24 protein-coding genes and 1 CRISPR repeat array are annotated in these 26232 nt (G+C 67.0%); of the genes, 8 read left to right on the forward strand and 16 right to left on the reverse strand.

Annotated features, from left to right (window positions below):
• Positions 1-200 precede the first annotated feature (200 nt).
• From AB0J97_RS00760 to AB0J97_RS00790, 7 genes are all read left to right on the forward strand, one after another.
• Complete coding sequence (locus tag AB0J97_RS00760) at positions 201-1394, forward strand: hypothetical protein (RefSeq protein ID WP_364082783.1); 1194 nt, start codon at positions 201-203, stop codon at positions 1392-1394.
• A 159-nt stretch (positions 1395-1553) separates the two neighbouring features.
• Positions 1554-2903, forward strand: coding sequence for a conjugal transfer protein TrbL family protein (locus AB0J97_RS00765; protein ID WP_364082786.1), 1350 nt, complete (start codon positions 1554-1556; stop codon positions 2901-2903).
• A complete protein-coding gene (locus AB0J97_RS00770; RefSeq protein WP_364082789.1) occupies positions 2900-3826 on the forward strand; it encodes a PrgI family protein in 927 nt (308 codons plus the stop codon). The genes AB0J97_RS00765 and AB0J97_RS00770 overlap by 4 nt, the downstream gene beginning before the upstream one ends.
• The gene (locus AB0J97_RS00775; RefSeq protein WP_364082792.1) at positions 3823-5550 is read left to right on the forward strand and encodes a conjugal transfer protein TraC; all 1728 of its coding nucleotides are present in this window, start codon (positions 3823-3825) and stop codon (positions 5548-5550) included. Before AB0J97_RS00770 ends, AB0J97_RS00775 begins: the two co-directional genes overlap by 4 nt.
• Entirely contained in the window at positions 5550-7880 is a 2331-nt protein-coding gene (locus AB0J97_RS00780; protein ID WP_364084206.1) for a TraM recognition domain-containing protein, read from the forward strand. The genes AB0J97_RS00775 and AB0J97_RS00780 overlap by 1 nt, the downstream gene beginning before the upstream one ends.
• The gene (locus AB0J97_RS00785; RefSeq protein ID WP_364082794.1) at positions 7877-8710 is read left to right on the forward strand and encodes a replication-relaxation family protein; all 834 of its coding nucleotides are present in this window, start codon (positions 7877-7879) and stop codon (positions 8708-8710) included. The genes AB0J97_RS00780 and AB0J97_RS00785 overlap by 4 nt, the downstream gene beginning before the upstream one ends.
• Positions 8707-9366: an NlpC/P60 family protein gene (locus tag AB0J97_RS00790; protein WP_364082797.1), complete on the forward strand. Its 660-nt coding sequence runs from the start codon at positions 8707-8709 to the stop codon at positions 9364-9366. The genes AB0J97_RS00785 and AB0J97_RS00790 overlap by 4 nt, the downstream gene beginning before the upstream one ends.
• A gap of 146 nt (positions 9367-9512) precedes the next feature.
• On the opposite strand, the gene AB0J97_RS00795 is transcribed toward AB0J97_RS00790, so the two are convergent.
• The 6 genes from AB0J97_RS00795 to AB0J97_RS00820 form a co-directional block, all read right to left on the reverse strand.
• Positions 9513-9998, reverse strand: coding sequence for a hypothetical protein (locus tag AB0J97_RS00795; protein WP_364082800.1), 486 nt, complete (start codon positions 9996-9998; stop codon positions 9513-9515).
• Between the two features lie 168 nt (positions 9999-10166).
• Positions 10167-10523 (reverse strand): hypothetical protein, encoded by a 357-nt coding sequence (locus tag AB0J97_RS00800; protein WP_364082802.1) that lies wholly within the window; start codon positions 10521-10523, stop codon positions 10167-10169.
• Between the two features lie 337 nt (positions 10524-10860).
• A complete protein-coding gene (locus AB0J97_RS00805; protein ID WP_364084209.1) occupies positions 10861-11811 on the reverse strand; it encodes a DUF932 domain-containing protein in 951 nt (316 codons plus the stop codon).
• 152 nt (positions 11812-11963) lie between these two features.
• Complete coding sequence (locus AB0J97_RS00810) at positions 11964-12494, reverse strand: hypothetical protein (protein WP_364082805.1); 531 nt, start codon at positions 12492-12494, stop codon at positions 11964-11966.
• A gap of 131 nt (positions 12495-12625) precedes the next feature.
• Positions 12626-13684, reverse strand: a complete 1059-nt coding sequence (locus AB0J97_RS00815; protein WP_364082808.1) for a DUF4192 domain-containing protein — start codon at positions 13682-13684, stop codon at positions 12626-12628.
• A 420-nt stretch (positions 13685-14104) separates the two neighbouring features.
• Positions 14105-14914, reverse strand: a complete 810-nt coding sequence (locus tag AB0J97_RS00820; protein ID WP_364082811.1) for a hypothetical protein — start codon at positions 14912-14914, stop codon at positions 14105-14107.
• Between the two features lie 778 nt (positions 14915-15692).
• Positions 15693-17310: a CRISPR direct-repeat array (repeat unit 29 nt; unit sequence CCGGTCCCCACGCCCGTGGGGGTGTTCCG).
• Between the two features lie 363 nt (positions 17311-17673).
• Here AB0J97_RS00820 and AB0J97_RS00825 point away from each other — a divergent pair.
• Entirely contained in the window at positions 17674-17913 is a 240-nt protein-coding gene (locus AB0J97_RS00825; protein WP_364082814.1) for a hypothetical protein, read from the forward strand.
• A 552-nt stretch (positions 17914-18465) separates the two neighbouring features.
• Here AB0J97_RS00825 and AB0J97_RS00830 read toward each other — a convergent pair.
• From AB0J97_RS00830 to AB0J97_RS00875, 10 genes are all read right to left on the reverse strand, one after another.
• Positions 18466-18783, reverse strand: coding sequence for a MazG nucleotide pyrophosphohydrolase domain-containing protein (locus tag AB0J97_RS00830; protein ID WP_357692662.1), 318 nt, complete (start codon positions 18781-18783; stop codon positions 18466-18468).
• Positions 18784-18897: 114 nt separating this feature from the next.
• Positions 18898-19389: an AAA family ATPase gene (locus tag AB0J97_RS00835; RefSeq protein ID WP_364082817.1), complete on the reverse strand. Its 492-nt coding sequence runs from the start codon at positions 19387-19389 to the stop codon at positions 18898-18900.
• A complete protein-coding gene (locus AB0J97_RS00840) occupies positions 19389-20330 on the reverse strand; it encodes a nucleoside 2-deoxyribosyltransferase (RefSeq protein ID WP_364082820.1) in 942 nt (313 codons plus the stop codon). Before AB0J97_RS00840 ends, AB0J97_RS00835 begins: the two co-directional genes overlap by 1 nt.
• A 19-nt stretch (positions 20331-20349) precedes the next feature.
• A complete protein-coding gene (locus tag AB0J97_RS00845; protein ID WP_364082823.1) occupies positions 20350-21144 on the reverse strand; it encodes a carbohydrate kinase family protein in 795 nt (264 codons plus the stop codon).
• A 19-nt stretch (positions 21145-21163) separates the two neighbouring features.
• Complete coding sequence (locus AB0J97_RS00850) at positions 21164-21985, reverse strand: hypothetical protein (protein ID WP_357692670.1); 822 nt, start codon at positions 21983-21985, stop codon at positions 21164-21166.
• Positions 21969-22637, reverse strand: a complete 669-nt coding sequence (locus AB0J97_RS00855) for an aspartate/glutamate racemase family protein (protein ID WP_364082827.1) — start codon at positions 22635-22637, stop codon at positions 21969-21971. The genes AB0J97_RS00850 and AB0J97_RS00855 overlap by 17 nt, the downstream gene beginning before the upstream one ends.
• Before the next feature lie 28 nt (positions 22638-22665).
• Entirely contained in the window at positions 22666-24210 is a 1545-nt protein-coding gene (locus tag AB0J97_RS00860) for a radical SAM protein (RefSeq protein ID WP_364082830.1), read from the reverse strand.
• A gap of 311 nt (positions 24211-24521) precedes the next feature.
• Positions 24522-25376, reverse strand: coding sequence for a helix-turn-helix transcriptional regulator (locus tag AB0J97_RS00865; RefSeq protein WP_364082833.1), 855 nt, complete (start codon positions 25374-25376; stop codon positions 24522-24524).
• A 7-nt stretch (positions 25377-25383) separates the two neighbouring features.
• Positions 25384-25902, reverse strand: a complete 519-nt coding sequence (locus tag AB0J97_RS00870) for a DUF6879 family protein (RefSeq protein ID WP_364082836.1) — start codon at positions 25900-25902, stop codon at positions 25384-25386.
• Positions 25877-26116, reverse strand: a complete 240-nt coding sequence (locus AB0J97_RS00875) for a hypothetical protein (protein ID WP_357692679.1) — start codon at positions 26114-26116, stop codon at positions 25877-25879. The genes AB0J97_RS00870 and AB0J97_RS00875 overlap by 26 nt, the downstream gene beginning before the upstream one ends.
• Positions 26117-26232: the final 116 nt, after the last annotated feature.

Below are 26232 nucleotides of genomic sequence, written 5' to 3' on the forward strand. Positions count from 1 at the left end.
CAAGCAGCAAGCTCAGAACCCGCTCAGAAGCCATCCGCAAAGCTCCACAAGACCGGCATACCGGAACCGGGAGCCAGCCAGAGAACGTGAGGTTCTGACGAAGTTCTGAGCCGGTTCCCAGCACATTTCTCAGCCGCTTCTGACCAGGTGCGTAGACCGGTTTCGAGACCACAGAGATTCTTCTCGACCCGGAGCACGACATGACCGCGCCTCGCCTCGCCGAATCGCCCTTGGACACCGCCGAGACCTCGTTCCGACTGCTGACCACCGGCCCAGGGAGCCTGTCCCTGAACTGCGCCGCCCTCGCACCCGGCCTGCCCCGAGGCCCGGTCGTGCTGCCGAAGCTGCGCGAGCTGCTGACCAGCTGCGAGATCACCGATGACGCCCGCGATGCCGTCTGGCGAGAACTGGTCGTACGAGCTCGCGGATCAGGCCCGTCCTGGACGGTCGCGGCGGTCGGCATGGCGATGCCCGCACTCCGCCGGATCGCACTCACGCTGACCCGTGACCTGCCCTGCGGGGATCCCATCGATATCGACAGCGCGATCCTGGCGGGCTTCCTGCGGGGCGTGCACCGCGTGGACACACAGCTGCGGGACATCCGTCCCCGCCTGTGCGAAGCGGCGCTCTACTCCGGGGAGAGAGCCCGCCGCTACCTCATCGGCAGAGGCCCGACGGGTGAGTCACCGCCGGTGCCGCGCTCCTGGCACCATCCTGAGCTGGCGCTGATCGACGCGATCGCCGACGGCGTGCTCAGCGAGCACGAAGCCGACCTGATCATCCTGACCCAGCTGGAGCGCGCTCCCCTGCGCCCAGTCCTGGAGCAGGCCAGTTCCCCCGCCCTTGATCTCCCACCCGCTTCCCCGTCCCAAGAGGAAGCGCCCATAGTTTCCGCGCGGAACCAGGCAACACCGGATGCCGACAAGACAACCGACAGCAAAGGAGGCAGGGACACTGACCCTGGTTCCGCGCGGATCTCCCCCAACCACCCGTCCGTTGCAGGCCGTGCCAAACGGCGGCACACGCCGCGGCAATCCCGGCACAGGAAGCGCCACCCGTGTGGCATTGCCGCGTTGCTCGTGGCCGCGGCGGCAATCGCCGCACTGCTCGTTGCCGTGGTGGCAACCAAGGCTCTGGCCACGGTTCTGGCGGCGGACGCTCCCGCGAATCTGAACGCGGTTTTCACCAACCTGAGGAACTGGCTGATCGGGCTGCTGGCCACCCTGGCCACGCTCATGTTGACCGTCGGCGGGCTCCGCTACCTCATCGCGGGCGGCGACCCGGGCGAGGTCCAGAAGGCCAAGGCAGCGCTCAAGGCCGCAGCCTTCGGCTACGCGCTCGCCATCCTGGCGCCGCTGCTCGTGAGCGTCCTCAAGCGAATCGTGGGTGGGTGAACCCCGATGCCGCGCCCTGTCTTGCCGCACTCGGCCACCGTCGTTGCCGTTCGAAGAGGTGTCACACGGCTGGCCGTTACCGCAGCCGTCACTGCCGTCTGTGTTGCCACAACGGCAGCCGCGGCGTCGCCTTCACCCGAGCCATCCCCGTCGCCGTCGGTGGAGGTCGCGCCGCTCGATTCTCCTGGACTCGGGTCCACCATCGGCGACTGGGTCGCGGGCTGGATCAACTCGTGGTTCGCCCAACTGGTGGGGCCGGCCATCGAATCCATCCTGAAGGTCCTGTCGGTGACGCTCCTATCCACCCCGGACGTGACCGCCAACGGCAGGGTTTTCGACCTGTGGAAGGCAAGTGCTCTGATCGCCAACGGCGCGTTCGTGCTGCTGGCCACCATCGGCGCGATTGCGGCCATGGGGCACGAGACGGTCCAGACCCGGTACGCGGTCAAAGAGGTGCTGCCGCGCCTCCTGATAGCCGTCCTGGCCACCAACACGAGCTTCACCATCTGCGGCAAGATCATTGAGCTGGTCAACGCGCTGTCGCAGGCGCTGCTCGGGCAGAACGTCGACGGTCAGCGTGTGTTGACGACACTGCGATTCATGATCTTGCCTCCGACGCAGACTCAGAGCTTCTACATCCTGCTCACGCTGGTCGCGGTCATCCTGCTGATCCTGCTGCTGATCACCTTCGTGATGCGCTCAGCCCTGGTGCTGCTGCTGGTCGTGGCCGCGCCGCTGGCTCTGGCCTGCCTGGCGCTTCCCCACACCGATGGACTAGCCCGGTTCTGGTGGCGTGCCTTCACCGGGCTGTTGATCGTACAAGTGGCTCAGTCACTCACCCTGGTGATGGCGGTACGGGTCTTCCTCAACCAGGACGGGCGGCTTCTCCTGGGGCTCGTACCGTCCGGTCAGCTCATCAACCTGATCCTCAGCCTCTGCATGCTGATCATTTTGGTACGCATTCCCCGCTGGGTCTCACGCCGGATCTTCGCCCAGACGGCGGGGCGTGGCTCGATGGCCACCCGGATCATCAAGTACGCCCTGCTCCACAAGCTCACCTCACCCGTGCTGGGCGCCCTGCACCTAGGCAGGGGCGTCGCTCGCCGCCGAGCTGTCACCAGTGTGCCGACGGCCCACAGGGTCCAGGGTCGGGCGCTGCCCCCACGACGTCCACCCGGCTCAGGAGGTCCCGCCGGTTCGGGCGGCCCGCATCCGCCCACCGGACCGACGCCCCACCGCGGACCAAGCCAGGGGACCGGTGCGCATCAGCCGAACCCGGTCTCGACCGGCCGGTCCTCGGCGCCCGGCCTGCGCATGACACGCCCTCAGCCGCGCCCCGGGACCAATCCCGGCCAAGCACCCCTCGGCCACAACCGGCCTGGCCGCCCTCCGGCTCCGCCTGCGATCTTCCTGCCGCCTGTCTATCCCGGCAGCGTCGTGAGCGACACATCACGGCGACGCACTCCGCCCTCTACCCGCCCGAACGATGCCGGAGGTGAACGCCGATGAGCTGGTCGGTACGTATCCCCGCCGATGTGGAGCAGGACGACCACGTCGTAGGCCGCTTCACAGCACGTCAGATGGCCATTCTCGGCACTACCACCACACTGCTGTACGCCGCATACCTGACCATCGGTGAGCACATCGATTTGCTGGTGTTCGCCGCCGGGGCTCTGCCGGTCGCGGTCGCCGGTTTGCTGTTGGCGATCGGCCAGCGCGAGGGTGTCTCGCTGGACCGGTACTTGCTCACCGTGATGCGCCACGTGGTTTCGCCCAAGGCACTGTCCTCCTCTCCCGAGCAACCACCTGCAGCTCCGGGGTGGGTGGCCTCGCGCTCCGATGCCCGTCCAGCACCACTTCGGCTGCCTGCTCGCGGGGTGACCGGTGACGGGCTGATCGACCTCGGCCCGGATGGCGTCGCTGCGGTGGCTGAGGTGTCCACAGTCAGTTTCGCCCTGCGTACGCCTGACGAGCAGGACGCGCTCGTGGCGACCTTCGGGCGGTGGCTCAACTCGCTGTCCGGCCCAGCACAGATCTTGCTGCGTGCCCAGCGTGTAGACCTAGCTCCGGCGATCAACCACCTGGTGGAGAGCGCCGACGCCCTCGCTCATCCAGCCTTGACGGCGGCAGCGCACGAGCATGCCGCGTTCCTGGCGGATCTGTCCGCTCGCCATGACCTGCTGCGCCGCCAGGTCCTGCTGATCGTCCGCGAGCCCGCCAACGGCGGAGTGGATGCGGCGGCGGCGCGGGCGCTGCGCCGGGTGGAGGAGGCCGCCCGGCTGCTGCCGGCGTGCGGCGTGACGGTCCGGCTCCTGAACGCCGAGGCCACCAACGCCGTGCTCGCATCCTGCTTCGACCCGGCTGCGCCTCCCCTGGCCGCCGATCTGCTCGCCGGCTCGGGTGAGGTCATCACGAGGACGGAGGATCGGTGAAACTCCCACGTAGACGCACGAAGTCCGCTCGGGGCAGGTTCGGGCCGGACGCGGTCCTGGTCCGGCCGTCCCATCTGAGGGTTGGCGATGGGCTGTGCGCGACGCTGGCCGTCAGCGGGTATCCGCGCGAGGTCTCCCCCGGTTGGCTGGAGCCGCTGCTGACCTATCCCGGCCGCCTGGACGTGTCGCTCCACGTGGACCCGGTTCCCTCCATGGTGGCTGCCGATCGGCTGCGCAGGCAGTTGGCCCGGCTGGAGTCCGGGCTGCGCAGCGACCAGCAGCACGGGCGGCTTCTCGATCCGAGCGCCGAGGTGGCCGCCGAGGACGCTCAGGAGCTCGCGTCCCGTATCGCCCGCGGGCAGGCCCGCCTGTTCCGCGTCTCGATCTATCTGACCGTTCACGCGGCCACTCAGGGCGAGCTGGAGGATGCCTGTGGGCAGGTTCGCGCGCTGGCTGCATCCCTGCTCCTGGACGCCCGTCAGGTCACCTTTCGTCAGCTGCAGGGCTGGGTGTCCTCGCTTCCGGTGGCATTCGACAACCTCGACGCCACTCGTACTTTCGACACCCCGGCTCTGGCCGCCGCCTTCCCCTTCACCAGCCCGGACCTGACCGCCCCGACGGGGCCGACTGCGGTCCTGTACGGGGCGAACGCGGCCAGCGCCTCCCTGGTGACGTGGGATCGGTTCGCCCAGCCCAACCACAACTCGGTCATCATCGCCAGCAGCGGTGCAGGCAAGTCATACCTGGCCAAGCTGGAGGCGCTGCGCTCGTTGTACACCGGGGTCGAGGTCGCGGTCATCGACCCCGAGGACGAGTACGCCCGGCTGTGCGAGGCGGTCGGCGGCGCCTACCTTCACCTGGGCGCATCGGACGTCAGACTCAACCCCTTCGACCTGCCCGCCGACGGGCGGGACGCACTGACCCGCAGGGTGCTCTTCCTCCACACGCTGATCGCGGTCATGCTCGGCGAACCGTTGGACAAGTCGGGCAAGGCCGCACTCGACCGGGCCATCCTCGCCACGTACAAGCAGGCGGGGATCACTTTCGATCCGGACACCTGGGACCGGCCCCCGCCTTTGATGCGGGATCTGGTAACCGAACTTGCCGAATGCGCCCCCGAGTTGGCTGCCGGGCTGGCTCCGTACGTGACCGGCAGCCATCGCAGGCTCTTTGACGGCCCGACGACCACGCGACCGGACTCCCACCTGATCGTGTTCTCCCTGCGAGACCTGCCCGACGAACTGAAGACCGTCGGCACCCTGCTCACCTTGGACGCCGTCTGGCGCCGCGTGACCAACCCAGCAGAGCGGCGGCCCCGTCTGATCGTGGTCGATGAGGCATGGCTCCTGATGAAGGATCCCGAAGGCGCGAAGTTCCTCCTGAGGATGGCGAAATCGGCCCGCAAGCACTGGGCGGGGCTGTCGGTCATCACCCAGGACGCCGCCGACCTGCTCGGCTCCGACCTCGGACAGGCGATCGTCGCCAACTCCACCACCCAAATCCTGCTGCGCCAGGCACCCCAGGCCATTGACGCGGTCGCCGAGGCATTCCGCCTGTCTGACGGCGAACGCCAGGTCCTGCTGACCGCAGACAGAGGTTTCGGGCTCCTGACCGCCGATTCCGGGGCTGCCCGTGTGGCCTTTCAGGTGCTGGCCAGCGAACAGGAGGACCGTCTCGTGACCACGTCCCCCGAGGAGCTCGCCCAGTACGAGGAGGATCTGTGATGCCTTACGACCCAGAAGCCCTGTTGGTGTGGCTCGACCGTCACTGCTGGCACATCGCGCTGTCGGGTTCGGCTGTCGCGCTGGTGACGTGCTCGGGCCGGTTCCTGCTTACGCGGCTGCGCCACCGTGCGGCGAGCAAGGGGGCGCGCTGTCTGGAGATCCTGGCTCCACCGATTGCGGACCTGTCCGGGGCCAGTGTCTTGTGGGGCAACCTGCTCGGACTGCTACGCCCGCCGTGGAAACGCGTCGTGTTCGGGCAGCCGCACCTGACATTCGAGTACCTCTTCGGTGCCGGTGGTGTCCGGATCCGCATGTGGGTTCCCGGCTCCGTAGCCCAGCACCTTGTGGACCATGCGATCGAAGCCGCGTGGCCCTCCGCCCGCGCCACCGTCATCGAAGCCGTTCCTCCGCTGCCGCTGACCGGCAGGGCCACGGGCGGCCGGCTGCTGATCGCCCGCCAGGAGCGGCTGCCGATCAGGAGCGACCACGACCACGATCCCCTCCGCGCCCTGCTCGGCACCGGGGTGGGGATGCCCGCCTGGCAGCACGCTGCGGTACAGGTCCTGGCCCGTCCAGCCACCGGACGCCGTCTCTCCCGCTCAGGGAACCCCTTCCCGCTGCTGCGCGCCGCTCTCGATCTCGCCACACCGGATCATCCACGTCAGCACCGGGAGATGGATCACGCGCTACGGCTGGAGCAGTATGCCGAGGCCCGTGCGATTCGCGACAAAGCCCTCCAGCCGCGTTATGAAGTGGCGATCCGCTATGCCGTCCAGGCAGAGGACGGCGGTGAGGTCAGGCTGCGCCGCCGGGCCATTCGGGGGCGGGCACACGCGGTCGCCGCCGCGTTCGCCCTGTACTCGGGGCACAACCGGCTGGAACGGCGTCGGTTGCTCCGACCGACACAGGTGCTGGCGTCCCGCCGTCTTGGGCGAGGCTTCCTGCTGTCCATTCGCGAGCTTGCCGCGCTCGCGCACCTGCCGACCGATCCCGCCGTTCCAGGTCTGCAGCGGGCCGGATCGAACACGGTCGCTCCCACGCCGCAGGTCGCCCAGCAGGGCAAGGTCCTCGGTACGGCGGACGCCGGCCACCAGCGGCCCGTTGCGCTGCGCGTACCCGACTCCTGCCACCACGTGCACGTCCTTGGCCCGAACGGCACCGGAAAGAGCACGTTGCTCGCCCAGATGATCCTGTCCGACATCCGGGCCGGGCGCGGGGTGGCCGTCATCGACGCCAAGGGCGACCTCGTCGCCGACCTGCTCGGGCTCGTCCCCGAAACCACCGGGCAGCGCATCGCGCTCATCGACCCCGATGACCCTCATTCGAGACCCGCACTCAATGTCCTGAGCGGTCCGAACCCGGACACCCTGGTGGACAACCTGGTCGGCATCTTCCACAAGATCTACGCCGACTCATGGGGGCCACGCAGCGACGACATCCTGCGGGGCTGCGCTCTCACGTTGTCCCGCAGCGGCGGAACCCTCGCCGACATCCCCTCCCTGCTCACCGATGCCCACTACCGCCACCAGCTCACCGAGCGCCTCAACGATCCCTTCCTGGCCGGCTTCTGGACCTGGTACGAACGCCTGTCGGAGCAGGCCCAATCTCACGTCACCGCGCCCATCATGAACAAACTCCGCGCGCTCCTGCTCCGCCCGTTCGTCCGCGACGTCCTTGGCTCGGCTCAGTCCACGTTCGACATCGGCGACGTCCTGGACGGCAAGATCCTGCTCGCTCGACTTCCCAAGGGTGTGCTCGGCGACGACACCGTCCGCCTGCTCGGTTCCCTTCTGCTTGCCCAGGTCTGGCAGGCCGCCTCCCACCGCGCCCGCCTCGGCCGCAGCCGTGCCCCTTCCGCCCTGTATGTCGACGAGACCCAGAACTTCCTGAATCTCCCTCGCGCCCTGTCGGAGATGCTCGCCGAAGCCCGGGCCTACGGGCTCTCGATCGTTCTGGCCCACCAGCATCTGGCCCAGCTCCCCCGCGACCTCCATCAGGCCATCAGCTCGGACGCCCGCAACAAGATCTACTTCACGCTCTCCCCCGAAGACGCCCGCGACACCGAACACCACTTCAGCCCTTACCTCACGCGCCACGACCTGGCCAATCTGGGCGCCTACCATGCCGCCGCCCGCCTCATCGTCCGTTCCGGTGAGACTCCGCCCTTCACCCTGCGCACCCGCCCCCTCTCCACCCCGGACCTCGACCTCGCACAACGCATCCGGGCAGCCGCCGCCCAAGCCCACGGCCGTACCCCGGTCCGTCCCAAAGCCCTGCCGCACGACGACCCGCGGCAACAACCCAACGCCGAAGGAGACGTTCACCCATGAACGAGCACTACACGCCCGCCGTCATGGCCTCGCTCGCCACTCAACTCACCAGCCGCGACCGGCGCCTGCTCCGCCTCGTCTGGACCCACAAGGTCCTGACCAGCCACCAGATCACCCGCATCGCCTTCCACGACCCGACCACGGCCCGTCATCGCCTGGTCAAGCTGCATCACATCGGCGTCCTGAACCGCTTCCGCCCCAAACCACCGACCGGTTCCGCCCCCTGGCACTACGTGCTCGGCGAACCCGGGGCTGCCGTGCTGGCCGCCGAAGACGACACCGATCTGGCCGAGTTCGGCTACCGCCGCGACCGTGTCCTCTCCATCGCCTACAGCCAGCGACTTGCCCACACCGTCGGCACCAACGATGTCTTCGCCTACCTGTCCGGCGCTGCCCGCCAGACCAGCGGATGCCAGTTGCACGCCTGGTGGCCAGAAGGGCTCTGCGCCACCCAGTGGGGCACGCACGTCCGCCCCGACGCCTACGGCCGATGGACCGAGAGCGGCCGAACAGTGGACTTCTTCCTTGAATACGACACCGGTTCGGAGACCATCAGCCGAGTGGCGGCCAAACTGGACGGCTACGCCGCCCTCACGGCCGCTACCGGCATCACCACGCCCGTTCTGTTCCTGACCAGCTCTCCGCGCAGAGAAAGCACTCTGCAGGACCGCCTCCGACTGCGCGCCATCCAGACATCGGTGCCGTGCGCAACTGCCGTCATCGGCCCCGGCCCACATGGCCCCGTCTGGCTCCCCCATGACCGCCGAAGCGAACGGCTACGGCTGGCCGAGCTCGCGGGCCACTGGCCCCAGCCGGAGGCTCCCTGTTGATCGCGGAAACCGGACTGGCCTCGATCTTCGCCGCAGCCGCCGGCTTGATGGGCACCGTTGTCCTCCTCACCGTACTCGCAGGAGGCGCCCGCCTCACGGCCACAACGACCGCCACAACCTGCAACGAAACCAGCCCAACCGAACCCCTCTCAGCGGAACCATGTGGACAGTTCCCCGACGTGATGCCTACTGGGGGGTTCGCAGAACGCGGGGTGATCGCCGTGTTGGCCGCGCTGCACATGCGTGGCGTCCCGTACTCCTGGGGCGGCGGCAACGCCAACGGGCCCGGCTTCGGCATTGACCAGGGCGCGCATACCCGCGGGTTCGACTGCTCCGGCCTGGCCGAATACGCCTGGGCAAAGGCCGGAGCCCGAATCGGCGGACAGACCTCCACCCAATGGGACGCGGGCGTCCGCGTCCCCAGAAGCCAGGTCCGCCCAGGAGATCTGATCTTCTTCGCAACCGACCCCGCCCGGCCTGCGACCATTCACCATGTCGGCATCGCAATCGACACGACCCGCATGGTGCACGCCCCCTCCACCGGCAGCACTGTACGCATCGATACCTGGGCGGGCGATCCCTACCGAGAACATGAATTCATCGGCATCATCCGGCCTGCCACCACCCGAACAACCGCAAGCCGTACGACACCGTAGACACGAAGATGAGGACAGCTCTCCGCCCTCCCGCCGACATCCTGGCGGCCCCCACGAGCAGGCAGTAAGCTCGCGTCGACTGACTCCGGTCTGCCTTTGTTCACAGATGTGAAGTCGGTCAAGGGCCGGCTCCTCAGAGTCGGCCCTTACTCTTCGGTCAGGAATCGCTGCAGCAGAGCGAAGCCGGGCATGGTCTCCGCTGGCCGGATGCCGACGTCGAAGATTTCTGGGTCTTCGAACACGGGCTCTTGGTTCGGTCGACGCACGTACGCCACTCGTCCGTAATCGACACCGTCTTCTCTGTCGAAGCTCATCCAAGTGATGGCCTCTTGCTCCCCCTCTCTCAGAGCGTGGTTGGAGACGGCCCGGACGGCGATCGTACTCGGCGGCTTGAACAACCACACTTGCGGAACGGCCAGCACCCATCGAACGGCGCCGATCTCCAGGGCCTTCTCCGCCGCGCTATTCTCGATCTCCTCCGCCGTTTCGACGTCACGCAGGTAGTCGTAGTAGTTCAAGGCAAGCTTGCCTCTGCCCTCTAAGAGGACGATGGCTGGACACTCCCGGGCGATGATGTTCTTCTCCATGCGCTCCACCGCGTCGAACAGCAGATGCGCCGTCGCCTCGTTCATGTCGTCTCCGCCCCACCTTGTCCATAACCTGCTCCCCAGCATCAGTCAGGGTTTCAGAAACGGCCGGAGGCGGGATCAGAACTTGCGAAGCTTTCCGCAGTAGCACCGAACCGGATGCTGACTGGCATGGATGCCCTGTGGCCGGACGGTCGGCGCCTGTAGGCGCCATCACCGCTCCAGGTGGTCGGGCCTGATGGTGGTGCTCGTGGCATGCAGGACCACATCGCGCACATGGAGAAGATCCACGTAGCAACGGGCGCACCGGAGCAGCCGTGTCTGGTGTCCTGACCAGCGGTTGATGTGGGTGGCGTCCGCCCACAGATGGGTGTCCCGCAGACATCCCATGCATGTGATCACGTCGGCGCCGGTCGGCATCGGAGCCAGCCAACGCGCGATCGCGTACTCGCGTTCTGCGTCTGGATCGGCCGCCGAAACCAGCGTCGCCGTGTCGTCCCGAAGTTCCCCGATCGCCACGATGCGCATCACGCGTCCGCCACCGGCCACGGCCAGATCACCGACCGTCATGCTCGTCCTCCTCCTTGATCTGGGTTGGGCGTAGGTACCGTGCAGACGTACGACGGCTCAAGCTGCGGACTTACAGCGGGCGACCTACACCGATGCCTGACATGCCTGATCAGCAACTCAGACCTTGCCGTCGGCCAGAAACCAGCTCTGCCAGGCGCGAAGCGCGCGCTGTTCCGCGCTCCTGCGTCGTTTCTCACGAGGGCGCGGATGGCGCCGCCAGGCATGTCGTACACCAGGCGCGCGAAGGCTCCTTGCAAGGGGGTACGTCCACAACACGGTCTCTCCCTTCGGGAGGCTCCCGGCTGAACCTGGAGCCGCACCACATCATCAGCGGGTTTCAGACAGAGATGGCGAGTGAGCGGTCCAGCACCGTGGAGAGGGTGCTCAGGGTGTCGCGGTCGAGTTCGTCGATGCCGCCGGTGATCGCGCGCAGCATGTTGCGCTCGGCCCGGTCGGCGCCGCGCACCTGCTGCTCGTGGTGGATATAGGTGTTGACCGCCTGGACCACGCCCCAGGCCGTCCCCTTCCAGGGCGACACTCGCAGGTCGTGGTTCCAGAGCCTGGTCAGTGTGTCGCGCTTGTTCTCGGCCATGGTCCGGCTGCGGCCTGGATGGTCTGGCATCGGAAGGTGGGCGTCCAGGAAGGCGTTCCACTGCCATCGGCTGACCGAGATCCGGCACAGGTCACCGACGGCCCGCGAGAATTCGTCGGCCAGGGTATAGACGATGTTGAGCGCCTCGCGTGCCTCGGTGAGCCGGAACTTCGAGTGCCGCGAATGCTTGATCTTGACCTGCTGGCCGCGTTCGGCGAGTCCGGCGGCCATCGTGTTGTCGCACACGATGTTGGTCACCGCCCGTTTGAAGGTGGTGGCCAGGGATCCGTCGAAAGACGTGGCCCCGAACAGATGGGGGCGGAACTCCACCCCTTCAGGCGTGTGGATGTTGTCGGGAACCTCGACCGACACCCAGGCGACCGCGCCGCTCCTCAGCAGACCGGCCGATCCGATCGAGAGATCGGAGTCCAGGAGCCGAGAGATATTGCCGACCAGCCATTCCACGTACGGATGTGGTTCGTAGCCGTCGGAGAAGATTCCCATGACGTGGCCGTTGTCGCTGCGCAGAATCGCCTGCCGTCCGGGAATCTGGGCGAGCCCTCCCCGTGGGTCCTCCGCGTAAATCGGACTGGAGAGCGCCTGCCAGCCGAACAGGCGTCGCTTGACATCATCGACCGGGATCGGGCCCGGTAGTGGTTCGGCTCCTCCCCCTGCATGCTGGCCCGGTGGTGCCAGGCGGTACCGCGTTTGCCGGTGTGGCCTATCAACGTGTTCGCGTTCAGCCGCTCCAGGGACTCACGGGACATGATGCGTTTCCTCTCTGCCGGCCGTGCTGAAACGGGAAAGACACCGGCCCGAACCGGGGCCCGTCGGTTCGTCTGGCACGCTCACTCGGCGCGCTGGCTGATCGCGTAAGCGACTCGTTCGGCGAGTTCGCGGTCCGCGTTGCGGATCTCGATGCTGGCGTCGTGGTCGCGAACCTCGAAGACCCCGTACATACAACCGAGTCGCCACCGGATGACTGCTTCCTGTTCAGCTGCGGTGACGGTGTTGCCAGGCAGGAGAGCCGCCAAGGTTGCCACCAGGCCGGTTCGCTTGGTGTGCAGGGCCGCTCTGGCGTGATGCCGCTTGAGGTCGCGCAGATACTTCGGCAGGAGTCGGCGAACGATCTTCCTAGCGATGTGTTTCGGCCCTCGCCTGGTGGTCACCGTGATGGAGCGGCCTCGCAGATCGGGGGAATTCATGGGGTAGAGCCCCGTCACCACGATCCACTCTGTTCGTCCCATCAACAGATGCACAGCCAGGCGTGCGCCGTCAGGTCCCATCAGGTACGGCGTCCCCCGGAGGGTCTGCGGGGCGAACCCGTCCAGGTGCCTGGCGATCAGGGGTAGCAGGTCATTCACGTTGAGGTTGTCCATCGAAACCCTCTCGCTTCGGTGCATGGTGGACAGCAGTCGTTGATCGCCCGCTGTGCCCCTCCCGGAGCGCAGCGGGCGGCGTCATTGGGCGTGCGTTGTCGGCCCGCTGGTTCAACCCGCCGACGGGGAGGTCACCAGCCCTCGGGAAGCAGCGGCCAGGCAGTCGAAGGGCACTCCCGGACCTGCTCGGTGATCTCGTCGGCCAGCTCGTTCCAGTCACGAGCGAGCACCTCAGACGGCGACAGCCCCACCATGAGCCCCTCGATGAGTAGAAGCGCGAGACTGTAACGAGGGTTGACCGACAGCGCCCGTTCAAGCGCAATGCTCGCCAGCGGCCCATATCCCTGGCACATCGCGGTGAAGGCCAGCAGAGTCGCGGGACCCGCTGCGAACGCGGATGGAACCTTGCGTGTGACCTCGGTCCACAAGCACACGTGCGTCTCGATGCCGTACTGCTGCACGAAGGTCATGGCCATGTCGCGTACGGGCTTCGCGGTCAGGCACACACCGAGCCAGGCCACTCCCTCAAGATCGAGATCATCCCCGGCCTGGACGCGATCCAGAGCAGCGACGACCCGCTGAACACCTTCCGCGAACCACTCACCGCCCGCCTTGCTGACTTCCTTCGCCTGAGAGCACACCTCCCGCGTGACACTCTCTGCATGGTGCTGATCGAACCCCTGGGGCGGATCCAGGCTTGCGACCAGGGCCGCCCGGTCAGGAAAGGCGTGTCTCCCGGCCACCACGGCCGCAGCGGCGGGCGCGCTACAGGACAGGTCCACTGGCACCCCATCCGGAGGACAGCACGCGACATCCCCGCAGATGTAGGACCAATAGCGCCCGTCATCGACGCGGATCGCCTCGGCGAGGACGATCCCAGCTCCACGAACGGCCGCCATGGCCGCGTCCATCATGGGCGTGACGTTGGAGCCCGACCCGTAGCCGAGGAGCAGCGTTTCGCGGATGTCATTGCCCTCCAGGACCTTGACCAGATATGCCGTCCGCTCCGCCATCTCAGCCGAGTCCTGTGTTAGATCGAGTCGCACGACTCCCTTCAGTTTCTCGTCGTCGACCACCACCGCCACCAGACTCTTGGAGGGGTGGAACCCGAGCAGGTAGGGCACTATGGCGACAACATCGGCCAGTTTCCTGATCGTGATTGCATGGGTGTGGTCGGATGCGGTGCTCATGGAACCTCCAGGACATGAGAAAACCCCGGCCGATGACCGGGTGGATCAGCCGGATTCAGCACCGCGCTACGAAGGCGCCTGCTGCACGGGATTGCCGAGTGCGTTACACGCGGTGCCAGCTTCGGGCACCGCGATGTTGCAACCACGCAATGTTGCTCTCACTTAAATACGGTGAGCTAATCAGCTCAACCGTCCGCGATCAGGGATTTCCTTCACGAGAATCTGGCAGTGAAAGCAACGCCGCTCACGCTAGGCGCATGGCAGCAAACTTCGCTCTCATCTAAATACGGTCACACTGCCAGCTCAACCGTCCACCCCGATGACTTCTCTTAGAAACCTCCCGTCCGGCCGTTCATTACATCGAAACCCACAGAAAAGGGCCTCAGAGAAACTCTGAGGCCCTTTTCCATGTCTCTTCGCCTACTCCTCCGAGGATCCGCCGTCGTACACGAGGGCGCCCCTGGCGTCCTCTATGCGCTCGGACAGCTCGCCCCACTCCACGCGAGCCGCGTCACGCGTCCGGATCACGGCCCGCCGGGAACCGTACGCACCGCCGTACCGCTTCTGAGCGACCCTGCTCAGAATCCCCGCCCGCCCCAGATCGTCAGCATGTGCCGCGACCTCCATCACGTCTCGAAGGACCGGGAAGTCCTGACCGTCTCCGAACGCCTGCCGGAAGACAGCCGCACTGTTCTGAGCGGAACAGAAAGCCGTCGCCGCCCTCGTGACGTTCACCGCGCGCGGCACCGGCCGCATGAGCTGAGCACCGGGCGTGGCGTCGAGCTCACTCGGGGGCACATCCATCCGGTAGCCGTTCCGCGCGGCCGCGTCCCGGACCGCCCACCTGTGTAGCGTCGTACGCGAGATCGTCATCTCGCCCCCATCGCGCCGAACGTAGACCCACGCGGGAGCATCCGCCGTGCTCTCAGGAGCCTCACCGCACGAAGCGGAGATGTCCCTGAGCCGCTGCGCGAAGAGAAGAAGCGCATCTTGGGTGACGTCATCCGAAACGTCGTCGGTGCCATACGGCGCGTGCCCCTGCTTGACGATCGTGGCGCTTCCATCCATTCGTTTCCGGGCTCGCGTGGCGTCCACCGTGCGGCAGTAGCCGCGCGCCAGCCGTCGAATCGCCACCCAGTCCTCCGGCGCGACCCGCGCCATGTCTTCCGGCGTGAGATTCTCGCCAGGAACGTTGGCGGGAACGCTCTTACCAGGAGCCGCATGCGACATGATCTGCCTCCATTTTCTGCGACACATTTCGCATCGCACTGCCTTTGTTCGATTCAATTACATCCCGAAACGGGGTCCAGATCAACGACATTCGGTGAGTCTTTACCAATACTCTTGAGGCGAACTTGCGACAGGCTTAATCATCGAGAGCCAGGGAAAACGAAAAAGAGCCATCCATTTATAGCTCCGAAAAGGCGGGAAAGGTAAATCAGGAAAACAATATTAGTGGAGGAGCGATTTGAACTCAGAGCGCCGAGATCCCGCCACCTCTTCTTAATGCTGACGTCCGCCAGCACAGTCGGGGCGGCGACTGGCCGCCCCTCATTCCGCACCGACCTGGGGTTATGCCGCAACCCCGGTCGGCCGCGCTAAAGCGGCCACTCATCGGCCTACGACCGGTCACTCGACTGGCCAAGCCTGGACCAGGGCTGAAGCGTTCTCGGCCGGCGAGACGCGCGAGCAAGAACTCCTAACAGCATGATCTCTCAGCGCGTCGCGACGGTACGGTGTGCCGGTGGGGGACACCTACGAACTCGTGCTGTCTGTGGACATTCGCGCTGACGTTACTGACGACGAGCTTGCCGAGCTGCGGTGGCATGTGGGATACAGGCCACGACCTGAGCGAGCCGTCTAGGCTCAGACCGAACCGGAACATCTGTGCCCTCAGACCTTGATAAGGGACAACCATGGCTGCGGCTAGATCCCATATTGCTCAAGTGCGACAAACCCCGACACCGGAATATCCCCTGGTCGCAGACATATCCCCAGGTCAGTAAGTCCGGTCCCCACGCCCGTGGGGGTGTTCCGATGACGTCGACCACCTGCACGGCATGGCGATGCCGGTCCCCACGCCCGTGGGGGTGTTCCGCTGACGTCCTCGCGGGCGCGCTCGTCGGTGGTCCGGTCCCCACGCCCGTGGGGGTGTTCCTGTGGAAGACCAGCAGCGGCTGGGTGACCTTCGCCCGGTCCCCACGCCCGTGGGGGTGTTCCGCTTCGGCCCCCCAACAACACATGCATGAACTGCCGGTCCCCACGCCCGTGGGGGTGTTCCGGCCCACCAGAAGTAGCCCACCCGACCAAGAACCCGGTCCCCACGCCCGTGGGGGTGTTCCGCTCCGCGCGATCGCACGGGCGGGCAGCGCGGCCCGGTCCCCACGCCCGTGGGGGTGTTCCGCCACCATGGGCCGCACCATGCTCGACCTCCTCCCGGTCCCCACGCCCGTGGGGGTGTTCCGCTGCAGGAGCGCTGGCGGGACAACGCCCGGGACCGGTCCCCACGCCCGTGGGGGTGTTCCTCTCCGCGTGGCGGGGATGGTGCGCAGCATCGTCCGGCCCCCACGCCCGTGGGGGTGTTCCAGCGGCTCGCTGACCTGGACGGACAGACCTCCAGCCGGTCCCCACGCCCGTGGGGGTGTTCCGGTCCTCAGCGAGCCACCTTGGACCACTCAGGTCCCGGTCCCCACGCCCGTGGGGGTGTTCCGCCTATTCACGCCTATTCGCGCTTATGGCTGAACCGGTCCCCACGCCCGTGGGGGTGTTCCCGTGGAGGTGCTGCCCAACAACCAGGTGGCGATCCGGTCCCCACGCCCGTGGGGGTGTTCCGGAAATTCAACGGCGTTGAGCAGCCCGCCGGCACCGGTCCCCACGCCCGTGGGGGTGTTCCGCTCGACGCGCGGATCAAAGCGGCGGTGCGCGCCCGGTCCCCACGCCCGTGGGGGTGTTCCGGTCACCCCCGAGCGGCTGCTGATCAAACTTGGCCGGTCCCCACGCCCGTGGGGGTGTTCCGGCCAGCGCGGCAACGCTCATGAGAGCCCAGAACCGGTCCCCACGCCCGTGGGGGTGTTCCGATCGACATCCAGGCCGACACGTCCGAGCCGGACCGGTCCCCACGCCCGTGGGGGTGTTCCGGCTGATCTCCGAAGGTGTCCGCGTAGTACTGCCCGGTCCCCACGCCCGTGGGGGTGTTCCGGTGCTGGAACGAGAGCACCCCGTCCGCCTCTTCCGGCCCCCACGCCCGTGGGGGTGTTCCGGTTTTGCTCCTCCAGGTGGAGATAGAGCGGACCCGGTCCCCACGCCCGTGGGGGTGTTCCGACCACCGGATTGTCGGCGCCGGTCGCTCCGGTCCGGGCCCCACGCCGTGGGGGTGTTCCGTCGGACCACAATAAGAGAGCGAGAGATCAATGCCGGTCCCCACGCCCGTGGGGGTGTTCCGCCCAGGCCCGCCCGCACCGTTCCCGCCCGTCACCGGTCCCCACGCCCGTGGAGGTGTTCCGGCGTCGTTGCAGTGGAACGTCTTACGCAGGGTCCCGGTCCCCACGCCCGTGAGGGTGTTCCGTAGATCCGGTCAGCCTGCCAGATGGCATCCTCCCGGTCCTCACGCCCATGGGGGGTATTCCGGCTCCCGTGCCCACCAGGGCAAATAAGATGATCCGGTTTCCACCGCCGTGGGGGTGATCGGGGAGTTGGATGCCGGATGCCGGATGCCGGATGCCGACTGATCGCTGCCGCTCCCACGCCCGTTGGGGTGTTCGGTTTCGAGATGCTCGCGCGCGGCTCGCGTGAACTGGTCCCCACGCCCGTGGGGGTGTTCCGCAATGGGAGGAGGGCCCCACCTACTGGGAGATCCGGTCCTCATGCCCGTGGGGATGTTCCGAAGCTCGCGATGCTCGACCCGCTGCCTGGCGGCCTCGTCATGACCGCCTGGGCCGCTGGGCTGCTTGCCGTCGCCGCCTGCCTATTCATTCGGCGGGACGCCTAACATGACCAACGATTTCCGGAACATCGTGGCGGCGGAGCTCGTCAAGCTCCGCACCCTGCCCGCAACGCTGATCACCACCGCCACGACCATGATCGGTACGGCCGTGCTCGCAGCCGTCTTCGCCGCGGGGCAGGAACGGCTCAGCGACTCCCCCTCGGCGGCCGAGGCCGCGCCTCGCGCCGTTGAGTACAGACACATTGGGTTTATCCTGCTCGGAATCCTGGCTGTCGTCTCCGAGTAGGGCGGCAGTACTTCGGGGGTCGCTGGTGGCGGCACTGCCCGGGGCGCGGCCCAGGGCATGCGGAGATAAGCGCAGATCGCATTCACGATGGTCTGCTGGAGAGCGGGGGTGTCCTGGGCAAGGCGTTCAAGGGCGTACAGGCCAGCCAGCTGGACCGGGGCTTGATCGCTGCCGAGTTGTTCGGCGGCGTTGTGCATGGTGTGCGCAGCGGCCAGTTCCTGGTGTCGCTGTGGACGGGCAGACAGCCTGGGAAGTCCCATACACCCAATTCCACCCCTGCAGGACACCGCTCTGGGGCGAGTTGCTCAACTCGCGATGGGACGCTCTCTGGCCTGCGATAATACCTCTACCTTGCGGCTCAGCGAACCGACGCGAGCGAAGGTTTACACAAATTGCGCGGCCAGCGTGTCAGCTCTGGCCTGGTCGGCTGAGTTCACGGCGAAGTTCCAGATTCTCCGCCGGCAAGCACATCTCGACCAGCACGCTGATCACGTTCTACGCCAAGAAGTACGGCGAGCAGTCGCATACGAGGCGGAGCAATGTGGGGAAGCTTTAGCCCTGCTGGTTCTGTTCGCCAATCTTGATCAAGGTCCCATTTGGGCCACGCTCGTACCGGCGGGCCTCGTTCTTCGCCATCTTGGTCTCGACGGCGGAATCGAGGTCGATGCCGGACATCTCCGCGATGCTGGCCAGGAAGATCAGGACATCGGCGAGTTCCTCACCGAGGGTCTCGGGGCGCTTGCGAGCGGCTTCGAAGGCTTCAGAGAGTTCACCATGGGCGAGCGCGAACTCCAGCGGCATGTCAGAGGTGTTGAACCCCTTGGCCAGCTTGTTCTCCCAGGCCCGCTTCTGGACGTCGCGGAGGTGCACCCGATTCTCCCGTGGCAGTGGAGCCTCATGCGCTCCGTGAGGATGACAGACGGCTGCGAGCCTAGCGGCCATCATCCCCGCGGGTCAGGCGAACAGCTTCTCTCGTACGTCGTGTCAGGCCGCCTGTTCGTTGTCCACGGTGAGGACTTCCGTATGCCGAGCCAGGTCCGCGAACACCGTGAAGTATCGGGCGATGAGCGTCCGCAGCTCGTCAAGGGTGGGTGCCGTTCCGTCGCGGGCGAGAAGGCGGGCTTGGATCTGCTCCGGCGTGGCGGTGAGGTGAATGAGGACACCTCGGCGGGCGGCCACCATGCCGAGCAACTCGGTGGTCTGTGACATGGCGAGTCGGCAGCGGCCGTGCAGTAGCGGGCCGTAGACGAGTTCGCTGATGAAGCTGCGGTCCAGGACCAGGCGGCCGGGTCGCGTCAGAATGGCCTGGTGGCGCTGGAAGAGGTCTGCTCCTTCGGGGGTGCGGTCGGCGTGGACTATCCGGTAGCCGTATTTGGTGGCGAGCGCCGTGGCGTAGGTCGTTTTGCCCACGCCGTCGCAGCCTTCCAGGACGATCACCTCGTAGCGGTCAGCCCATATCTCGTGGTCGGTTGCCATCAGGCCTCCAGACGCTTGGTGAGTTCGTCGAGGTCGCTGAAGGTGCCGGTCAGGCCGTACTGGATCATGAGGTTGCGGTGGTTGGGCTCGCGTCCGTGTGCGAAGGTCCACCAGCAACCGGGCTCAGGGGCGAAGACGGGACGGCCGGTGGCCGCGCACGCGCCGATGACCAAGGCCGCGCCAGGAGGTGTCTCGGGTCCTCGGACGTCCACCACGGCCAGGCTCGCCCGCGCCAGGGCGGTCCAATCGGCTGCGGCCTCCGAGGCGTTGCTGAACCGCCCGGCGTGGTGAGTGACGATCCCGTGGGCGCGTAGAGCATCGGAGACCTGAGCCGTCCACCCCTTGTCTCCGTACAGGGGAGGCTCCAGATAGGCCAGCCGCTGGCCATAGACTGGGGCAGGCGGCAGGGCTGGACGTGAGGTGAGTTCGCTTGCCAGAGCGTGAACTGCCTCGGTGACTGCTCGGTTGACGGCGTGCAGGTTCTGGGCGAGGAAGCGCTCGAACCGATCGCCCTCAGCGCCCACGGGACCGAGGTGAGGCACGGAGATCATCCGGCTCACCACATGCTGGAGGAGCGGGTCGGGGAACGGCGAGCGTCGTGTGGTGTCGGCGGCGGGGCCGTAGACCTGGAAATCGGTGGTGACCGCAAGGACGGGAACGCCTCGGCCGGCTGCGTAGCCGATTTCCATGCAGACGCCGTCGTCGAGGCTTGGGCCGTGGAGGATGGCGACCATGGCGTCGATCCGGGCCAGGCGTTCGCTGTCGAGTTCGAACAGGCGTCGGCCCTTGCAGGGGTGGTCGAGGTTTTCCTCGTCTGTGTCGCAGAAGGGTAGGAACACGGCGTCCGGCCCGAAGCGGCGGGCGAGGTGGCGCGCGACGTAGGCGCCTAAGGCGCGGTCATGGGCGGCGAACAGACGGTGGGCCACGTAATAGAGCGCCACGGTGAAGCCTCCCTGTGATCTACGGGGATTCGTATGGCAGACCTGCGTCACGAGCCTGGTGAGTGGCCGCGGTCACGGCCGACGCGAGCGCTTCCCGTTCCGTCGAGCCTTGAAGGATGCCGGCCAGGAAGGCGCCGGCGAGGGTGTCTCCTGCGCCGGTCACCTCCGTCACTGGGCCGCTTTGCGGGGATTCGGTGGTGATCGCGTGGCCGTAGCGCAGCAGGATGACTGCGCCCGGCCCATTGGAGACGACCACGGTGGCCAGCTCGTTCACGGCGATGAAATCGTCCAGGAGCCGGTACTCGGCGGCGTTGACGAACACCGTCCGGGCATGCGGTAAAGCGTTCTTGGCCGCGTGGATCTGCTCGGCGGCGGAGGTGAGGTGAAAGTCCAGGCTGAACGAATGCCCCGCCGTCACGAGCCGCTCCAGGATTGGTCCGATGTCCAAGGGGCGGCGGCAGCATACGTGCCAGTGATCGCAGTCTGATCCGTTCAGCACGTCCAGTGCGTGCGTGGTGAGAGCCGCCGCGCAGCCAAAGGCGGCGATCAGTCCGATGACCTGACCGTCCGTGCCGTAGGTGATGTCGAACCGGCATGATGCTCCGGCGACCGTGGCCACATGGGACAAGCCAAGCTCCTCGGGCCATGGGAGAGCGTGTAAGCGGGTGAGATCCGCGCCGATGACCGCAGCTGGACGGGCGGTCGTTCCGGCTCGGGCGGCGCCCAGGGCGACGTGTAATGCGGCGCCGCCGATCAGGACGTAGGTGCGGCCGTCGGGGTACCGGGTGGTGTCGATCGAGATGTTGCCGATCACGCCGAGACAGGGCACCTGGTCACCTCAACCGTGGTTGGGGCGGATGGCCGCAGTCGAGGACGGTGGAGCAGGCGGGCCGGTCCGCGCACAGCCTCGGGCTGACCGGCGGGTTGAGGAACAGGCGCTTGAAGTAGATCAGGACCAGGTGCAGCCACCATGTGGGCGTTGCCTGGTCAGGAATGGTGACTCGATAGCCGCGGGTGGTGACGAGGTCTCGGTAGCGGGAGCGGTCCGCGGCGGCGCAAGCCTCCAGCAGAAGCCGCATCCGCTCGTGAGCGAACGCCCCGCTGCCCACCTCCATGCCGAGCAGCGGGGCGAGCTTACTGACCATGCCGGAGTCGACGGGGATGATGCCGCAGTGGTAGCCGCGGGCATAGAGGGCGGTGCACTGAGCGACCTTGTACGAGGCGCCGTTCACCTCGGCGGCGAACGCCTCGATGAACTCGTCAACCGGCATGGTGGCAGGGCGCCGGCCGCGAATCTCCGAGGCGACGACGAAGTCCTCCAGCGAGCGGAGGTAACGGACGCGGGCGTCCGCCAGGCCGAGCGGGCGTACGAGCTCGACAACCTCGGAGTCCTGGAAGCCGATGAGTTCTTCCCAGCCATAGGCGTCGGCCTTCTTCACCACCTCGGCGTAGACGCCCACCATCGCGTAGGACACGCGGGTGCTCCATCCGGCCACGAGCATCCGTATCCGCCAGTCGTCCACATGCAGTGGCCACCATTGGTTGTTGTCGTGGTTGGCCTCGACCGCCGCCTTCACCTCCTCCTGCGCGCTGACGACCGAGACCAGGTCGTACAGGCGGGGGGCTAGTTCAGGGGTCTCATCGGTGGTGTTCACGGGCGCTCCCGAGGGCGTGCAGGGCGATGGCGGCGTTCGAGGAGGTCACGAGCCGTCCCAGCCGACGCCGCAGCATCGTGATCGCGGCCTGGGTGGGCCAGCCCGTACAGGACAGTACGATCGCGTCCGCTTGCCGTACCGCCTCCCTTCCCAACTGATCCACGAGCGCAGCCTGTTGGTTGAGGGTGACCTCGGCGTATCCGTCGGCCAGGCCGAGGCTCGCCGAGCCCGTGACAAGGACGCCCCGCTCGGCGAACTGGGTGACCTCTACCTCCGTGATCTCACGCGGGTAGGGCGTGGCCAACGCGATCTTCCGCACGCCGCGCTTCTGAAGCTGGGCCAGGATTGCCTCGAACGCGCTGACCACGCGCACCTGGGAACCGGCCGTGAGTTCGGTGAGGCGGTTGAGCTGGGTGAAGGCTGCCGATGTGCACGCCAGGTAAACCCGGTCGAGCGATAGCCGGGACAGCTGGTGGAGTGCCTGCGGGACAGCTTCGACCAGGCCGGACAGGAAGTCCTCATCCAGCGCCGTACCGCCGTGGGCGGGCACCAGACGCGCATGGTGCCATACCGTTCGCCCACGGCTCCACTCCGGCAGTTCGGTCTCCACGACCGCGTTGGCCCAGGGCACCAGCACCCCGACGTGCGACACGGAGGGACGTAAGGAGGTGCGGCGTTGGTCAGACTCCTGTCGGAGCGTCATCCCGTTCTCCGTAGATGTGGCGGGGCGCGTGGGCGGTGACGGCCATGTCGGCGATCTCGTACAGCGGGCGGACGGCGTCACGTTCCACGATCTGGATCGGGTAGGAGCCGAGACGCCGATGCCAGGTGCCGCGGGTCGTGACGAAGAAGGAGTGCAGGTCAGTGATCTTTCGGCCCTTGGGGTAGACGCGCTGCTTCATCGGCTGGTCGAAGACATGGTCGATGTCCGCCTTCCAGCTCGTGAAGTACTCGGCCGAAGGTGGCGGCTCCTGCTCCTGTATCGCGGCCAGTGGTGTGCCGGGGTAGGCGCGGGCCTGCCGGACGTTGATGCGGTGGCACAACAGCCCGCCGTCCAGGATGCGCGCCAGCCCGGCGAGGTTCTCGTAGTGGGTGCGATGTGTCTCGCCAGGGAGTCCGTAGATCAGGTTGAGGCCGGGGAGCAGGGTGCTCAGTCCGCTGGGGCCGACTTGGGCGCCCGCCTGGTTCACGTGCTCGACGGCTCGGACGAGGATGTCGGGCGTGCAGGTGAGGGTGTTGCGCTTGATGACCGCCGGGTCGAAGGACTCGATGCCCATCGGTGCGCAGTTGCCCTCGGTGCAGTGTGCTGCGACGAGGCGGGCGATCTTCGCTCCAGCCGGTGAGGCGACGGCGAGTGGATCGGCGTTGTCGATGTGCAGTGTCACCAGGTCGGGGGCGGCGGACTCCCGGATGCCGGCCAGCAGCTTCTCGATGGCCCCGGCGTCGCGGTTCAGGTAGGAGAAGAAGCAGGTCTGCTGCCCGAGCCGGAAGTGTCGTACGCCGCCGGCGTGCAGGATGGCCACCTCGGCCAGGACGTCCTCGACCGGCCGGAAGTCCACGACCGGGGCTTTGACGGGCTCGTTGCAGAAGTCGCAGAAGCGGCGCCGGGTACAACCCCGGTAGAGCTCGATCTCGGCGACCGGCGTCCAGCACAACTGGTCGACCAGGTCGCGGTAGTCGACGCGATCGGCGGCCAGCCGTTCGTACGGGGCTGCCTGACGGCTTCCGGCGGTGATGTCGGCCGAGGTGAGCGTGTGCGTGTGGACAGCGTCGAACAGCCCGCCATAGGTAGCCGGGTCGGCCAGTGCGTAGGTGGCCAGTGGGCCGAGCAGCACGCGGCGTCCGCGCGTGCAGGCCAGGGCCCGCGCGATCTCCTCGACCGAACCGTTCTGCGCCTGCAGATGTACCGAAGGCACGGCATCCCCGGCGATCACCACGGTGAGGGCGGCGTCGTGGAGCAGGCGCAGCGCATCCTCCCGGTTGGCGGTGGCCGAGTAGGTGAGCCGATCCGACAGCGGAGGCCGCTCGTACGGCCGGCCGCCGTTCAGGCACCAGCGGACGTCGTCAATCGTGAGGTAGGCGACCCGGGCGCGCGGTTGCGCCGTGCGCAGCGCGCCGTAGGCGGCTCGGGCGTAGGTGGACAGGTACGGCGGAACCCCCAGGCCAGAGGGTTCGACGGTGTAGCAGTCCAAGATCAGCAGGGTGGTGCGCGATGTCGTGCTCATGTGCACTCCAATCGTCAGCTTGCCCGTGTAGGGGCGGGGCTCAACTGCTCTTGGTCCTCGCTCACTGGTAGGTCTTCCCGCTCTGACGCGGTCGGCTTCTCGATATGCGAGGTGGATGAGAAGCATGGCTGGATCATGGCGGCCAGCATGACGCTGTTCATGGGAGGTCCCAACCGCGTCAGGAACCGGCGTGCTCGTGGCGCGCAGTTCGTTGACGGTGTGGGTGTGTGGACCCGTGACGGTTCATGTCTTGGACCGTAGGAGCGCGCGCGGCAACGCCTCAACGAGTGTGCACGAGTTTGCGCGCGAGTTCAGGCCCTGGCGGTGATGGCCTTCGCGATGAGGACGCGCGCGTTGTCGCCGTACGCGGTGACGGCGGCCAGCTCGGCGAAGTAGCGCACATACAGCTCGATCTCCCGCGGCGCGGTGATGGTGACCGCGGCGGAGAGAAGCTCGACGAACACGCGCGACTCGTCATAGATCGAGAACGTTTCCTTCTCGGCGAGGGGCCGGCGTGCGGACATCGGCACGATGCCGAAGGAGAGGTTGACCTGCTGCATACCGGTGAGGAGATGGAGAAGCTGTTCACGCATGACGCCGTCGTCGCCGACCCGGCTGTACAGCACCGACTCCTCCACGATCATGGCGCAGCGGCGGCGGCTGGCCGGTCCCAGGTAGCGTTCCTGCCGGGCCATCCGTGCCTGCACCCCTTCGTCGACATCCGTGGCCCCGGTCCTGCGAAACTCCGTGCCGCTCGCTATCAGCGCCCGCATATACCGGGGTGTCTGCATGGGCCAAGGGATGACGGTGGAGCAGTAGAAGCGGAAGAGCGTGGTCTGCTCGTACAGGTCGAGCCGCAGCTCCTGAAGGCGCTTCACGCTCCGGTTGACCCTGCGCCACTCCACGTAGGCGTTCTCGACCGTACGGCTGGCGGCGATCAGGTTGGGGATCTCCTCCGGCACGCCGCAAATAGTGCACCATGCGCGAATGTCCTCGTCGGAGGGCGCCGTCCGCGCGTGGATGAAACGAGAACACTTCGCTTCGTGCCAGCCGGCCCGCCTGGCGAGTTCGCGATTGTTCAGCCCGGCGTCACGCATGATCTCGCGCAGCCGGGCGGCGATGGCCTGGCGGGCCTGCTGAACACTGGACGACTGCGGCTTGGACACGTGCGGACTAGACGGGCCGGTAATCCTGATGATCGATGGCCCGTTCCCATACGGCCTCGAACGCCGACGCGCACAGGTCGATCACGACGGGATCGTCCGACAGCTCGTTTCCGGCTTTCTCGCCATCGCCGTCCTGGAACGCGAACCGGACCAGGCCGCCGTCGAACTGCCAGAAGTCGCAGCCTGGCAGGGCCAGGTCGCGGGCGCGTGGGCGGGGCAGCCAGCGAACCTGCTCGCCGGCGGCCAGGTTGGCCGACGGGGTTATGCCGTGCTCGTACCGGATGTAGTCACTGACCGGCTCGGACACGATCCGCGCGCGGCGAAAGCCGACGCCGCGAGCGACATGACCGGCGACCAGCTCCACCCACGGCTTGAGATAGTCGTAACGGGAGATCTCCTCGACCGGGACGCCGTCGCGCCACGCCCGGTAACCCCGGCTGACGCCGTAGATGTCGCGCATCTCCAGATGCGTGACCGAGTGCTGAGCCTTCGCGAACAGCTCAGCCAAAGTCGGGATGGTGGCCACCCAGTGCCTCCCAGATCGCCTTGCGCAGCTCTTTGGGGATGAGGAACGCCTGCTCGGTCGAGTAGATGCGGCTGTGCTTCTCGATCTCGGCGATCACGTCGGAATCGTCGATCGGGATACCGACGAAGACGAGGTCGAGGGTGTCCTCGTCCACCGAGACCGAGGGGCACTCGTCCTGCTCGCTGCCGCCCTTGCCGTAGAACCTTAGCTTCATGACGCCTCCATATCGGGAGTCTGTGCACGGCCTTGCACGGCAAACCAGAGCCTGAGTGCGGAACCATGCGGAGTTAAGTTACGAATCGATGCGTCAGTACGAGACATCTGACGTGG

Source organism: Nonomuraea sp. NPDC049607 (assembly GCF_040675375.1).
In the GTDB taxonomy this organism is placed as follows: domain Bacteria; phylum Actinomycetota; class Actinomycetes; order Streptosporangiales; family Streptosporangiaceae; genus Nonomuraea.